Raw genomic sequence first — 13,845 nt, 5'->3', positions numbered from 1 at the left:
CATTACGCCTGATGGCCTGCTCTGAAACCGGGTTCGGCGGCATGGCTGCGATCATTTTCCGGATGGCGGCCATCCGGGGTTCGCCGAGGTGCCTCCTTCAGGTACCTCCGGGCGGCCAGCAGGACGGCCAGGGCGGCCGCTCCGGCGGCTCCCGGGACGGCGAATCCCAGGGCCACGCCACCCAGCTCCACGGCGGGTCCGGCGGCGGCCGCGCCGACCGAGCTGCCCACCCCGAAGGTGGTCACCAGCCAGGAGAACGCCTCGGTGACCGTACCCGCCGGGGCGTGCCGGTCGATGACGACGAAGGCACACGCGAGCGCCGGGGCCAGGAACACCCCCGCCACGCCCGCGAGGGCCGTCATCGCGGGGACGCCCGGCACCAGGACGAGCGGCAGATAGCCGGCCGCGAGGGCGGCCACCAGCAGCCGCAGCCGCCGTTCGGGCGGACCCGCCCACGGGCGGGCACCGTAGACCACGCCGCCGACCAGCGCGCCCGCGCCGAGCGCGGAGAGCAGATAGCTGGAGACCAGGCCGCCGCCGTGCTCGTCGGCGTACGCGACGGCGGCCACGGCGATCGCGCCGAGCGCGGTGCCGACGAAGAAGAACGAGCCGATCAGCACCAGCATCCCGGAGGAGCGCAGCGCGCCCAGCCAGTGCGCCTCGCGCGGCGCGGAGCGCCACCGCCGGGACGGCGGGGACACCACGACGGACAGCGCGCCCAGGACCCCCATCGCGTTGATGACCAGCAGGGCGGCCGCCTCGGACCATCCGGCGACCAGCAGGGTGACCAACAGCGGGCCGACGGCGAACATCACCTCCTGGGCCACGGCGTCCAGCGCGTACGCCGTGTGCACCTGGTCCGGGCGGCGCAGCACGTCCGGCCACAGGGCCCGCAGTCCACCCTCCAGCGGGGGTGTGAACAGCCCCGCGACGAGCATCGCGGCGTACGCCACCGGCAGCGGGTCGACGCCCACGACGGCGAACAGGGCCATCCCGAGCGCGGACACCACGGCGGCCGGGAGCATCACCCGCGGCTGGCCCCAGTGGTCCACGGCCCGGCCCAGCAGCGGCTGCCCGACGGCGGTGGCCACCCCGTAGACGGCCGAGAGCGCCCCGGCCAGCGCGTAACTTCCGCCCTCGGCGCGGGCGAAGAGCACCACGGCGAGCGCGGCGGTGGCGTTCGGGAGCCTGCCGATCAGCGTGCCGGTGAGCAGCCGCGCCGCGTGGCGGGTGCGCAGCAGTTCCCCGTAACCGGCCGCCATGGCTGCCCCTCCTGGTGGATCACGCATCGTGGGTCATGGATCGAGTTTTACGTATAACGACGCGTCGTTATACGTACCATGGCGGCCAGTCCCAGGTCCACCCGTGGCGGGCGGACTGACCGCGGGGACGCATGGAGCGGAGGCGATGTGGCACAGGGGACCGGACCGCCCGCGGCGGCGGCGCGGGTCACCAGCCGGGACGTGGCACGGCGCGCCGGGGTGTCCCAGGCGACCGTCTCCCTCGTGCTGGGCGACAAGTGGCGCGGACGGGTGTCGGAGCGCACCGCGGGCGCCGTGCGGGCCGCGGCGAGCGAGCTGGGCTACCGGCCGAACCTGGCGGCGCGCAGCCTGCGGCTGGGCCGCACCCGGACCGTACTGCTCGTCGTCCCGGCCCTGACCAACGAGTTCTTCGCGCAGGTCTACACCGGCGCCGCCCGGGTCGCCGCAGACCACGGCTTCGGCGTGGTGCTCTACCCGTCCCCCGAGGGCGTCGGCCCGGCCCGGGACCCCTTCGACTCGGCGCGGGCCTCGCTGGACGGCGTGATCGCCTCCTCGATGGCCGCCGACGCGCTGGCCGCGGTGCGCGGCGGCGGGCTGCCACTGGTGATGCTCGACAGCGACCCCGACGACCCGGCCGCCGCCGCGGTGGCCACGGTCAACCTGGACATCGGCGACGGCATGCGGCGGGCGGCGGAGCATCTGCTGGGCCTGGGGCACCGCAGGATCGCCCATGTGGCGGCGGCGGTGGACTCCTGGACATTCCGGGTGCGCGCCCGGGCGCTGGCCGGGGCGGTGCGCGCGGTGCCCGGCACCGCGCTGCGCACCGAGTCCGCGGCGCTGAGCGTCGAGGAGGGGCGGCGGGCTGCGCTGCGGGCGCTCACCGGCCCGGGACCCCGGCCCACGGCGCTGGTGTGCGACGACGACGTCCTCGCCGCGGGCGCGTGCAAGGCCGTCCGGCGGCTGGGGCTGCGGGTGCCGGAGGACGTGTCGGTCACCGGCTTCGACGACCTGGCGCTGGCCACGGCGGTCGAGCCGGAGCTGACGACCGTGCGGCTACCCGCGCAGGAGGTCGGGGCGGAGGGGATGCGGGCGCTGATGGCGGTCCTGGCCGGGGAACCGGCCGGGGACACGACGCTGCCGGTGGAACTGGTCGTACGGGACTCCAGCGCCCTCGCCCCACCGGCTGGATGAGGCCGCCGGTGCCTGGTGCGGGTGGCCCCTGCCGGGCCACCCGCACCAGACCGGTGGCTACTCCTCGCCCGACTCCGCGGAGTCGCCGGACTCGTCGGACTCCGACTCGGCGTCGGCCTCCGCCGCGGCCCCGGAACCCTCCAGGAGACGGGCCAGCTGGTTGCCCAGGACGCGCTTGAACTTCCGGGCCTGAGGCCGCTTGCGGTCCAGGACCGCGACCTCCAGCTGCTCGGCGGTGAGGCTGCGCTCACCGCCGTTGTTGTCCCGGGCCAGCGAGTCGACGGCCAGCTTGAGGGCTTCGGCCAGCGTCATGCCGTCCCGGTGGCGCTGGTCGAGATAGGTGCTGATCTGGTCGGCGTTGCCACCGACGGCGACCGAGCCGTGCTCGTCCACGATGGATCCGTCGTGCGGCAGCCGGTAGATCTGGTCGTCGGCGGGGCTTTCCCCGGTCTCGGCGACGATCAGCTCGACCTCGTACGGCTTCTCGGCGGCGCTGGAGAAGATCGTGCCCAGCGTCTGCGCGTAGACGTTGGCGAGCCCCCGGGCGGTGACATCGTCACGGTCGTAGGTATAGCCGCGCAGATCGGCGTACCGGACGCCGCCGATGCGCAGGTTCTCGAATTCGTTGTACTTGCCGACCGCCGCGAAGGCGATCCGGTCATAGATCTCGCTGACCTTGTGCAGGGCGCGGGACGGATTCTCGGCGACGAAGAGGATGCCGTCGGAATACTGCAGCACTACCACGCTGCGGCCGCGCGCGATGCCCTTGCGGGCGTATTCCGCGCGGTCGGCCATGGCCTGCTGGGGCGATACATAGAACGGCGTCGTCACCGGCTACCCGTCCTTTTCTGTCATTGGCGAATGCATTCCGGGTCGACCGTCCCCTCAGAGCAGGGCGGCGCGCGGGCCGTCCGGCTCTTCGAGCCGCCGCTCATGGACGGCGCGGACGATGTCGGCCACCTCGTCCTCGGTGAACCTCTTGAAACCGTCCTCGGTGATGACCGTGACGATGGGATAAATGCGCCGGGCCAGATCGGGGCCGCCGGTCGCGGAGTCGTCGTCCGCGGCGTCGTACAGCGCCTGGATGACGGCGGTGGCGGCCTGCTCCTCTGTCAAGCCCTCGCGGTAGAGCTTCTTGAGCGCGCCGCGGGCGAACGTCGAGCCGGAGCCGGTGGCCGCGAAGCCGCGCTCCTCCGAGCGCCCGCCGGTCACGTCGTAGGAGAAGATGCGGCCCTTCTCGCGGTCGACGTCGTAGCCCGCGAAGAGCGGGACGACGGCGAGGCCCTGCATCGCCATGCCGAGATTGCCGCGGATCATGGTCGAGAGCCGGTTGGCCTTGCCCTCAAGCGAGAGGACGGTGCCCTCGACCTTCTCGAAGTGCTCCAGCTCCAGCTGGAACAGCTTGACCATCTCCACGGCGATACCGGCCGTGCCCGCGATACCGACGGCCGAGTACTCGTCCGCCGGGAAGACCTTCTCGATGTCGCGCTGCGCGATGACGTTCCCCATGGTCGCGCGCCGGTCACCGGCGAGCGCCACCCCACCGGCGAACGTCGCCGCCACGATCGTCGTGCCGTGCGGTGCCTCGATGGCACCCTGCACCGGGGGAAGCGGGCGGTTCCCCGGCAGCAGCTCGGGCTGATGGGCGCCGAGGAAGTCCATGAAGGAGGCTGAGCCCGGCGTCAGGAAGGCAGCTGGTAGACGCCCGGTGCTACGAGTGTTGGCTTCCACACGTTTCCTTCCAGATATGCGGCGGCACGCCATATGGCATCCGCTCGGTCCTTGAACTGCCCCGGTGCCGCATTGCAGCTGAGGCAGAGTACGCCACGGACCCTACCCGTCCCGTGGTCGTGATCCACATGTGCTGCGGGGGCTTCCGCCCTGCATACCCTGCACCGGGCCGCGAGACCGTCCGGAGCGCGGAGCTTCCGATACCAACGGTTTTCCCCAGGGCCTCGCGACGGCGCCGGTAGCGAGCGGCACGGTATTCCGCCGCGCACTCCCGGCACCGCGCCTGGAGGCCATCACGCCGATTTCTGTCCGCGGCGAAAGAAGCGTGCGGAAGAACTCGATCGCGCCCTCTGCACAATTTCCCTTCTGGGAAATCGGACATTTACGGTCACTCTCCGCCTTTTTGGACGAAGCTTCGCACGAAATCCTCGGCGTTCTCTTCGAGCACGTCGTCGATTTCGTCGAGAACCGAATCGACGTCGTCCGAGAGCTTTTCCTGCCGCTCCTTGAGATCCTCCGCGGCCTGCGCGTCCTGCGTCTGCTCCTCGACCTCCTCGGTCGTGCGCGACGCCTTCTGCTGACCGCCGCCGGTGTCCTTGGTCGCCATGTCCCTCACCCCGCTCGGTTCGCCCGCTGATTCGATCGGTCTCAAGATCAGACCCTACAAGCAGGGTCCGACATCGGCCTCCCACTCGCTACAACGCGTGGAGGCCACCACCATGATTCCCGGTCGGAGCCCATTTCAGCCCCCGGACAGCACCCGGACCAGGTCCTCCGCTGTGCGGCAGCGGTCCAGCAGCTCCTTGACGTGGTTGCGGGTGCCCCGCAGGGGCTCCAGCGTGGGGACCCGCTGCAGAGAGTCACGGCCCGGGAGGTCGAAGATCACCGAGTCCCAGGAGGCCGCGGCCACGTCGTCCGCGTACTGCTCCAGGCAGCGGCCGCGGAAGTAGGCGCGGGTGTCCTCCGGGGGCTTGTTCTGGGCCCGTGCCACGTCGGAGTCGTCCAGCAGCCGCTTCATCTTGCCGCGCGCCGCCAGCCGGTTGTACAGGCCCTTCTCGGGCCGCACGTCGGCGTACTGCAGGTCGACCAGATGGAGCCGGGCGGCGTCCCACTCCAGGCTGTCGCGCCTGCGGTAGCCCTCCAGCAGCTCGCGCTTGGCCACCCAGTCCAGCTCACCGGACAGGGACATCGGATCGCGCTCCAGCCGGTTGAGCACGTCCTCCCAGCGGGTCAGCACGTCCCGGGTCTGATCGTCGGCCTCGGCGCCGAAGCGGTCCTCGACGTACTTGCGGGCCAGCTCGAAGTACTCCATCTGGAGCTGTACGGCGGTCAGCGTACGGCCGCTGCGCAGCGTGATCAGACGCTGCAGGGTCGGGTCGTGAGAGACCTGGTGCAGCGTGCGGACCGGCTGGTCGACGGCCAGGTCCACGGCGATGAAGCCGTCCTCGATCATCGACAGCACCAGCGCGGTGGTGCCGAGCTTGAGGTAGGTCGACAGCTCGGAGAGGTTGGCGTCGCCGATGATCACGTGCAGCCGGCGGTACTTCTCGGCGTCGGCGTGCGGCTCGTCGCGGGTGTTGATGATGGGCCGCTTGAGGGTGGTCTCCAGCCCGACCTCGACCTCGAAGTAATCGGCCCGCTGGCTGATCTGGAAGCCGTGCTCGTGCCCGTCCTGGCCGATGCCCACGCGGCCCGCGCCGGTGACGACCTGGCGGGAGACGAAGAACGGCGTCAGATGGCGCACGATGTCCGAGAAGGGGGTCTCCCGCTTCATCAGGTAGTTCTCGTGCGTGCCGTAGGACGCGCCCTTGTTGTCGGTGTTGTTCTTGTACAGGTGGATCGGCTGGGCGCCGGGCAGCTCGGCGGCGCGCATCGCGGCCTCGGCCATGATGCGCTCGCCCGCCTTGTCCCAGAGCACCGCGTCCCGCGGGTTGGTGACCTCGGGGGCGGAGTACTCGGGGTGGGCGTGGTCGACGTAGAGCCGCGCGCCGTTGGTGAGGATGACGTTGGCCAGGCCGATGTCCTCGTCCGTGAGCTGGCTGGCGTCCGCGGACTCACGCGCGAGGTCGAAGCCGCGGGCGTCCCGCAGCGGGTTCTCCTCCTCGAAGTCCCAGCGGGCGCGGCGCGCCCGGTGCATCGCCGCCGCGTAGGCGTTGACGACCTGGGATGAGGTGAGCATGGCATTGGCGTTCGGGTGCCCCGGGACGGAGATCCCGTACTCCGTCTCGATGCCCATTACGCGCCGTACGGTCATGCGGCCCTCCTTGCCCGGCGCGACCCCAGGCCGGGGCCTGCGCTCAAGTACCGCTGCGCTTCCGGTCCGTATGTGGCCCCCGAGCCGCCGCGCCGCGGGACCGCGGCGGTACCGATGAGCCGGATACGGCTGTGCGGTGCTGCGGAGATCATGACAGTCATTGCTCCGGTGGGGCTCGTAGGACTCATACGATGAATGCCGTCCGAAAAGCGCATCCGGCTGCGGATGCCCCGTCCAGGACATCCGCAGCCGGACAGCGGTGTTACAGGTACTGACCGGTGTTGGCCACCGTGTCGATGGAGCGTCCCGTGTCCGCGCCCTGCTTTCCGGTGACCAGGGTGCGGATGAAGACGATCCGCTCGCCCTTCTTACCGGAGATACGGGCCCAGTCATCCGGGTTCGTGGTGTTGGGCAGGTCCTCGTTCTCCTTGAACTCGTCCACGCACGCGGCGAGCAGATGGGAGACCCTGAGGCCCTTCTGGTTGTGGTCGAGGAATGCCTTGATGGCCATCTTCTTCGCCCGGTCCACAATGTTCTGGATCATGGCGCCGGAGTTGAAGTCCTTGAAGTAGAGGACTTCCTTGTCACCATTGGCGTAGGTGACCTCCAGGAAGCGGTTCTCCTCGGATTCCGCGTACATCTGCTCGACGACCGACTGAATCATGCCGGCGACGGCGGCCTTCGCGGAGCCGCTGTGCTCGGCGAGGTCGTCCGTGTGGACCGGCAGGGTGGCGGTCAGGTACTTCGAGAAGATGTCCTTGGCGGCCTCGGCGTCCGGACGCTCGATCTTGATCTTCACATCGAGGCGGCCGGGGCGCAGGATGGCCGGGTCGATCATGTCCTCGCGGTTCGAGGCGCCGATGACGATGACGTTCTCCAGGCCCTCGACACCGTCGATCTCGGAGAGCAGCTGGGGGACGATGGTGTTCTCCACGTCCGAGCTGACTCCGGAGCCGCGGGTGCGGAACAGGGAGTCCATCTCGTCGAAGAAGACGATGACCGGAGTGCCCTCGCTGGCCTTCTCGCGGGCCCGCTGGAAGACCAGCCGGATGTGCCGCTCCGTCTCACCGACGTACTTGTTGAGCAGCTCGGGACCCTTGATGTTGAGGAAGAAGCTCTTCCCCGCAGGCTTGCCGGTGACTTCGGCGACCTTCTTGGCAAGGGAGTTGGCGACGGCCTTCGCGATCAGCGTCTTGCCGCAGCCGGGCGGGCCGTACAGCAGCACGCCCTTGGGCGGCCGCAGTTCGTGCTCCTTGAACAGGTCGGGGTAGAGGTACGGAAGCTCGACCGCGTCCCGGATCAGCTCGATCTGGTTCCCCAGGCCGCCGATCTTGGTGTAGTCGATGTCCGGAACCTCTTCGAGGACGAGTTCCTCGACCTCGCTCTTCGGCACGACCTCGTAGACGTAGCCGGACCGGGGCTCCAGCAGCAGGGCGTCACCGGGACGGATGGTGGTTTCCAGCAGCGGCTCGGCGAGCCGCACCACGCGCTCCTCGTCGGTGTGCCCGATCACCAGGGCCCGCTCGCCGTCCTCAAGGACCTCCTTGAGGGTGACGATGTCCCCGGCGCGCTCGAACTCCATGGCCTCGACCACGTTGAGCGCCTCGTTGAGCATGACCTCCTGGCCCCGCCTGAGGTCATCGAGCTCGACGCTTGGGCTGACATTCACGCGGAGTTTACGACCTCCGGTGAAGATGTCGGCTGTGCCGTCCTCGTTCGCCTGCAGAAAGGCACCGAAACCGGCCGGCGGCTGGGCGAGCCGGTCGACCTCCTCCTTGAGGGCCACGATCTGGTCGCGGGCCTCACGGAGGGTGTTCGCGAGCCGCTCGTTCTGGGCGGAGACTCCCGCCAGATTGGTCTGCAGCTCGACGATCCGCTCTTCGAGAATCCTCGTGTGACGCGGAGAGTCGGCGAGCTTGCGGCGCAGGACGGCGATTTCCTGCTCGAGATAGGCAACCTGACCGGCGGGGTCATCAGACCCCCGCCCCGGCCGGATGCCGCGGTTGATGTCGTCGTCGTGGGCTGCCACGGTCCTCACCTCCTCCAAGGGGAGCTGGACGCTTCCTGACCCTACCTGGGCCGGTGCGGGTTGAAACCCCTAGATCACAAACCCGGTCGGCGTGTGTCCGATCTTCACCCTTGCGCACTCCCTCACGCCAGGTGAATACCCACCCAACAACATCGGAAAGCGAGCGGTTGTATCGTCGACCCGGTCAACACCCGCCAGTGCTGGCGATATTTAGTCAATGTTGAATCGCGTATCGAGGGAACGGCAGGGGACGCACCGTGCGGAACGAGGAGCTCGGCGATCTTGAAGTCTGGATTGACCAGGACCTGTGCACGGGGGATGGGATCTGTGCCCAGTACGCGCCCGAGGTCTTCGAACTCGACATCGACGGTCTAGCCTACGTCAAGAGCGCCGACGACGAGCTTCTGCAGGACAAGGGCGCGACGACCAAGGTGCCGCTGCCGCTGCTCACCGAGGTGGTGGATTCGGCCAAGGAGTGCCCGGGCGACTGCATCCATGTGCGGCGCGCCGCGGACCAGGTCGAGGTGTACGGCCCGGACGCCGAGTAGCGTCCGGGCGCCGCGCGGCGAGAGGACGCCCGCGGGACGCTGCGTGAGCGGTCAGACACTCCCCGGCACGGGCAGTGCCTTCAGCACGAACTCGCCGTCCCGCCACTGCCAGTTGACCTTGCGCTGCAGATCGGGACAGCACCGCGGGACCTTCGTCGACGAGTAGCCCAGCAAAGTGGCCGAAACCTTCGTTCCGCGCACCGCGAAATCCTGGACGCTCATCCCCTCTTTCGGGTCGACGAAGGTCGCCACGATCTGGGGGGCCGCACCCGGGCGGGACGGCTGCGCGAGCACGTAGACGCCGCTGGGCGGGTTTCCGGCCGCGGTCTCGCAGCGCACCACGGCGACCGTTTCCGGCCGCCCGTCGCCGTCCAGGTCGCCCGAGGCCCGGTCCACGACGCCGGGCACGGCCCGGCCGCAGTCCATCGGATAGTGCGCGGCGCGCGGGTCGGGGGCCTTGGCCTTCGCGAGCGGCAGTTCGCCGCTGGGGGCGGAGAGGGTGGTGGGGGCCGCGGTGGCCTTGGCGTCGGCGGGCTGGAAGGCCGACGCTCCGGCCACGACGGCGGCCACGGCGGCCGCGGTCGCGATCCAGTGCACCAGACGGGGGCGGGTGTGCGCGAGATCCGGGCCCAGAGACTGCACGCGGGATGACTCCATGAGATGGCTGCGGCGGAGGGGGTGCTCCGCATCGTGCCACATCTCACACCGGCGCGGCCACCGCCCCGCAGGGGGAAGTCGGTGGCCGCGCCGAGTCGTTGATACGAAGGGCGTCAGCCGCGGTCGGCCGCGGAGTCCTGGCCGCCGGAAGCGCCCCGCTTGCCGTCCGGGGCGCCGCTGTCCTTCCCGCTGCCGTAGCCCGGGTAGTCGTCGCCGTACGCGCCCTTGGCGGGACGGCGGCGGCGCAGCGGCGGCTCCACGCCGTCCGCGAGGCGGCGGGCGGTGAGCAGGAAGCCGGTGTGACCGATCATCCGGTGGTCGGGGCGGACCGCCAGGCCTTCGACGTGCCAGGTGCGGACCATGGTCTCCCAGGCCGACGGCTCGTTGAAGGTGCCGTGCTCGCGGATGGACTCCACGGTGCGGGCGAGCTGGGTGGTGGTGGCGACGTAGGCGCACAGGATGCCGCCGGGCACGAGCGCCTTGGACACCGCCTCCAGGCACTCCCAGGGGGCGAGCATGTCCAGGATGACGCGGTCGACGTCGGTGTCGGACAGGTTGTCCTGGAGGTCGCCGACGGTCAGCTGCCAGGCGGGGTGCGGGGCGCCGAAGTAGCGCTCGACGTTCTGCGAGGCGATGTCGGCGAAGTCGGCCCGGCGCTCGTAGGAGTGCAGCATGCCCTGGTCGCCGATGGCCCGCAGCAGGAAGGTGGAGAGCGACCCGGAGCCGACGCCCGCCTCGACGACACGGGCGCCGGGGAAGATGTCGGCCATCGCCAGGATCTGCCCCGCGTCCTTGGGGTAGACCACGGCGGCACCGCGTGGCATGGACAGGACATAGTCGGGGAGCAGGGGACGCAGCGCGAGATACGCGACGTTTCCCGTGGTGCGCACGACAGTTCCCTCGGGGGCGCCGATCAGCTCGTCATGGGGGAAGGAACCCTTGTGGGTGTGGAAATTCTTCCCGGCTTCGAGCGTGAACGTGTAGTGGCGTCCCTTGGGGTCGGTGAGCTGGACCTGGTCCCCGACTTGGAAGGGCCCGCGACGGCGGGCGGCACCGGTCGGTTCGGACATGTGAACAGCCTACCGGGACCGGGAGCGTGCCCGGGACGGCGGGCCTCGGCGGCCCGCCCGTGGCCCCCGGGTCAGGCCGTCGGGGTGCGGGCCATGGCGTTGACGAAGGCGCGCTCGACATCGGCCGTGGAGAGCACGCCGTAGATCTCGCCCGTCTCCTCCACCACCAGGTACTCGGTCGCGGGGGTGGCGCGCAGGGTGTCCAGCAGCTCCTCGCCGGTCAGCTCGGCGGAGACCCGCATGCCGTCCTTGAGGTCCTGGGCGAGGCCGCTGACCGCGACCCAGGGGCGCCGGTGCTCCGGAACGCCGACGATGGCCGCCTCCCGCACCACGGCGGTCGGGGCGCCGTGGCCGTCCACCACGACCAGGGCGCGCGCCCCCGCCTCGTTGGCCCGCCGCAGCGCCTCGGACAGCGGGGTGTCGGCCGCGACGGGCACGGCGCGCCGGGTGAGCGTACGGGCGCGCAGGTCCGGCAGGCGCTCCCGCAGCCGGGCCATGCGCAGGCTGTTGCCCGCCCCGGTCCAGATGATCGCGGCCAGTATGGCGGCGAGCAGCGCGTCGGTGAGCGAGTCGACGCTGCCGAAGTCCTTGGGCTCCCCGCCGAGGCCGCCCGCCTGGGTGAGCAGCGGCAGGCCGACCAGGACGGCGACGGCGAGCGCGCGGCCGGTCCAGGCGGCGGCGACGGTTCCGGCCATGGGCTTGCCGCTGATCTTCCAGACGACGGCGCGCAGCATCCGCCCGCCGTCCAGCGGAAGGCCGGGCAGCAGGTTGAAGGCGGCCACGATGAGATTGGAGATCATCAGCCCGGCGAGCAGCACCCCGGGCACCGAGTCCGGCCGCACGACCAGCATCCCGAGGTAGAAGACGCCGGAGAGGACCAGGGAGAGCAGTGGCCCCACGAAGGCGAGGACGAACTCCCGGCCGGGGGTCTCGGACTCCTTCTCGATCTCCGATACGCCGCCGAAGAACTGCAGCTGGATCCGGCGCACCGGCAGCTTGAAGCGCAGGGCGGCCACGGTGTGTGCCAGCTCGTGCACCAGGACGGAGGCGTAGAAGGCGACCGCGAAGAAGAGCGACACCAGATAGCGGGCGGCGCCCAGCTCCGGCAGCACCCGCTCCAGCTGGCCGCCGAAGACCCAGGTGATGAGGGCCGCCACGAGGAACCAGCTGGGCGAGACGTAGACGGGTACGCCGAAGGGGCGCCCCATCAGAATGCCGCCGCCCACCTCGCGTGGGCGGCGCGGCTTGTCCGCCTCGGGCTCGGTCGTGCGGTCCGCTCCCCCGTCGCCGGACTGCCGCTGCCCGCTGTTGTCCACGGTGTCCCCTCGTCGGATGCGTCCGTCGCACCCTGTTTTGATACGGTCCCCACGATCATGCAGTGCTAGGGGCTCGGACGTCGATGGTATGCGTCCGGCTGTCGGTGGCGGGTCGTAGGGTCTTCGCCATGGGAATCACCTCAGGGCAGCCCGAACAGGCGGATGGGGCACCGCAGTCCGGCCGCGCCGCGTCGCTCTCGCCGTCCCGTGCGGCGGACTTCATGCGGTGCCCCTTGCTGTACCGCTTCCGGGTGATCGACAAACTGCCGGAGAAGCCCAGCGCCGCCGCCACCCGGGGCACGGTGGTGCACGCGGTGCTGGAGCGGTTGTTCGACGCGCCCGCCGCCGAGCGCACCGCGCCGCGCGCCCGGGCGATGGTGCCGGGCGAGTGGGAGCGGCTGCTGGCGGCCAAGCCGGAGCTGGCGGAGCTGTTCCGGGAGGAGGACGGCGCGGAGTCCCCGGAGCGGCTGGCGGAGTGGCTGGCGGGGGCCGAGCGGCTGGTCGAGGGGTGGTTCTCGCTGGAGGACCCGACCCGTCTTGAGCCCGCCGAGCGGGAGCTGTTCGTGGAGACCGCCCTGGAGTCGGGGCTGACGCTGCGCGGGATCATCGACCGGGTGGACATCGCGCCGACCGGCGAGGTGCGGATCGTCGACTACAAGACGGGCAAGGCACCCGCGCCGCAGTACTCGGGCGAGGCGCTCTTCCAGATGAAGTTCTACGCCCTGGTGCTGTGGCGGCTGCGCGGCACGGTGCCGCGGCGGCTGCAGCTGGTCTATCTGGGCAGCGGCGATGTGCTGACCTACGACCCGGTGGAGCGGGATCTGCTCGGGGTGGAGCGCAAGGTGCTGGCCCTGTGGGAGGCGATCCGGCTGGCCACGGAGTCGGGGGACTTCCTGCCGCGCCGCACCAAGCTGTGCGGCTGGTGCGACCACCAGGAGCACTGTCCGGAATTCGGTGGTACTCCCCCGCCGTACCCGCTGCCCGTCATCCCGGCCCAGTCTCCGGCTCAGTCCCCCGCTCCCTCCGGGGGCGACGGCTCCGGCAGAATGGACGCGGTCTAGCGAAGGAGATCACGTGGCGATCCGCGTCCTATTGGTCGATGACCAGCCGCTGCTGCGCACCGGCTTCCGGATGATTTTGGAGGCGGAGCAGGATCTGGCGGTCGTCGGCGAGGCCGGGGACGGTCTGCAGGCCCTCGACCAGGTGCGGGCGCTCCAGCCCGACGTGGTGCTGATGGACATCCGGATGCCGCGGATGGACGGGGTGGAGGCGACCCGGCAGATCACCGGTCCCGGGCGGGACGGCCCGGCGAAGGTGCTGGTGCTGACCACCTTCGACCTCGACGAGTACGTGGTGGAGGCGCTGCGCGCCGGGGCCAGCGGCTTTCTGCTGAAGGACGCGCCGGCCACCGAGCTGGTGCAGGCCATCCGGGTGGTGGCTGCGGGCGAGGCCATGCTGGCGCCGAGCATCACGCGGCGGCTGCTCGACAAGTACGCGGGGCATCTGCCGTCGGGTGAGGAGCCGGTTCCGGACACTCTGCACACGCTCACCGAGCGCGAGGTGGAGGTGCTCAAGCTGGTGGCCCGGGGGCTGTCGAACGCGGAGATCGCGGCGGATCTGTTCGTCAGCGAGACGACGGTCAAGACGCATGTGGGCCATGTGCTGACCAAGCTGGGGCTGCGGGACCGGGTACAGGCCGCGGTGTACGCGTACGAGAGCGGGCTGGTCCGCCCCGGCGCGCAGTAGCCAGGAGGCGCGCGCCGGAGCGGTTACGGGCGTCAGTCCGT

Annotated in this window: 14 protein-coding genes; 4 read left to right on the top strand and 10 right to left on the bottom strand. The window is 70.7% G+C overall.

From position 1 onward, the window contains the following. Positions 1-2 precede the first annotated feature (2 nt). Positions 3-1,262 (bottom strand): MFS transporter, encoded by a 1,260-nt coding sequence (locus ACZ6CL_RS16220; RefSeq protein ID WP_468936503.1) that lies wholly within the window; start codon positions 1,260-1,262, stop codon positions 3-5. A gap of 147 nt (positions 1,263-1,409) precedes the next feature. Between ACZ6CL_RS16220 and ACZ6CL_RS16215 the strand changes: the two genes are divergently transcribed. Next, complete coding sequence (locus ACZ6CL_RS16215) at positions 1,410-2,453, top strand: LacI family DNA-binding transcriptional regulator (RefSeq protein WP_468936501.1); 1,044 nt, start codon at positions 1,410-1,412, stop codon at positions 2,451-2,453. A gap of 57 nt (positions 2,454-2,510) precedes the next feature. Here the strand turns inward: ACZ6CL_RS16215 and prcA are convergent, their stop codons facing one another. The 6 genes from prcA to arc all read right to left on the bottom strand — a co-directional run bounded on the left by prcA (position 2,511) and on the right by arc (position 8,467). Continuing rightward, the gene (prcA, locus tag ACZ6CL_RS16210) at positions 2,511-3,284 is read right to left on the bottom strand and encodes a proteasome subunit alpha (RefSeq protein ID WP_468936498.1); all 774 of its coding nucleotides are present in this window, start codon (positions 3,282-3,284) and stop codon (positions 2,511-2,513) included. Positions 3,285-3,338: 54 nt separating this feature from the next. Then, positions 3,339-4,184, bottom strand: coding sequence for a proteasome subunit beta (prcB, locus tag ACZ6CL_RS16205; protein WP_468936496.1), 846 nt, complete (start codon positions 4,182-4,184; stop codon positions 3,339-3,341). Further along, positions 4,136-4,312 carry an endonuclease domain-containing protein gene (locus tag ACZ6CL_RS16200; protein WP_468936493.1) on the bottom strand — a complete coding sequence of 59 codons (177 nt, stop codon included), beginning with the start codon at positions 4,310-4,312 and terminating at the stop codon, positions 4,136-4,138. Before ACZ6CL_RS16200 ends, prcB begins: the two co-directional genes overlap by 49 nt. 260 nt (positions 4,313-4,572) lie before the next feature. Next, on the bottom strand, positions 4,573-4,791 hold the full coding sequence (locus ACZ6CL_RS16195) for a ubiquitin-like protein Pup (protein WP_468936491.1): 219 nt from the start codon (positions 4,789-4,791) through the stop codon (positions 4,573-4,575). A 135-nt stretch (positions 4,792-4,926) separates the two neighbouring features. Beyond that, positions 4,927-6,438 (bottom strand): depupylase/deamidase Dop, encoded by a 1,512-nt coding sequence (gene dop, locus ACZ6CL_RS16190; RefSeq protein ID WP_468936489.1) that lies wholly within the window; start codon positions 6,436-6,438, stop codon positions 4,927-4,929. 262 nt (positions 6,439-6,700) lie between these two features. Beyond that, complete coding sequence (gene arc, locus ACZ6CL_RS16185) at positions 6,701-8,467, bottom strand: proteasome ATPase (protein WP_468936486.1); 1,767 nt, start codon at positions 8,465-8,467, stop codon at positions 6,701-6,703. A gap of 257 nt (positions 8,468-8,724) precedes the next feature. Here arc and ACZ6CL_RS16180 point away from each other — a divergent pair, with 257 nt between their 5' ends. After that, positions 8,725-9,015, top strand: coding sequence for a ferredoxin (locus ACZ6CL_RS16180; RefSeq protein WP_009719184.1), 291 nt, complete (start codon positions 8,725-8,727; stop codon positions 9,013-9,015). 51 nt (positions 9,016-9,066) lie between these two features. Here the strand turns inward: ACZ6CL_RS16180 and ACZ6CL_RS16175 are convergent, their stop codons facing one another. The 3 genes from ACZ6CL_RS16175 to ACZ6CL_RS16165 form a co-directional block, all read right to left on the bottom strand. After that, complete coding sequence (locus ACZ6CL_RS16175; RefSeq protein ID WP_468936484.1) at positions 9,067-9,672, bottom strand: hypothetical protein; 606 nt, start codon at positions 9,670-9,672, stop codon at positions 9,067-9,069. Positions 9,673-9,785: 113 nt separating this feature from the next. Beyond that, complete coding sequence (locus ACZ6CL_RS16170) at positions 9,786-10,742, bottom strand: tRNA (adenine-N1)-methyltransferase (RefSeq protein WP_468936481.1); 957 nt, start codon at positions 10,740-10,742, stop codon at positions 9,786-9,788. A 71-nt stretch (positions 10,743-10,813) separates the two neighbouring features. Continuing rightward, positions 10,814-12,058 (bottom strand): site-2 protease family protein, encoded by a 1,245-nt coding sequence (locus tag ACZ6CL_RS16165; RefSeq protein WP_468936478.1) that lies wholly within the window; start codon positions 12,056-12,058, stop codon positions 10,814-10,816. Between the two features lie 128 nt (positions 12,059-12,186). Between ACZ6CL_RS16165 and ACZ6CL_RS16160 the strand changes: the two genes are divergently transcribed. Together ACZ6CL_RS16160 and ACZ6CL_RS16155 are read left to right on the top strand one after the other, a co-directional pair. Next, positions 12,187-13,119: a RecB family exonuclease gene (locus tag ACZ6CL_RS16160; protein WP_468936475.1), complete on the top strand. Its 933-nt coding sequence runs from the start codon at positions 12,187-12,189 to the stop codon at positions 13,117-13,119. Positions 13,120-13,132: 13 nt separating this feature from the next. Beyond that, positions 13,133-13,804, top strand: coding sequence for a response regulator (locus ACZ6CL_RS16155; protein ID WP_009719179.1), 672 nt, complete (start codon positions 13,133-13,135; stop codon positions 13,802-13,804). Positions 13,805-13,845: the final 41 nt, after the last annotated feature.

The organism is Streptomyces sp. NPDC041200 (assembly GCF_055591805.1).
The sequence above is the reverse complement of the archived record's forward strand: the minus strand, read 5'-3'. Positions and strand labels throughout refer to the sequence as shown.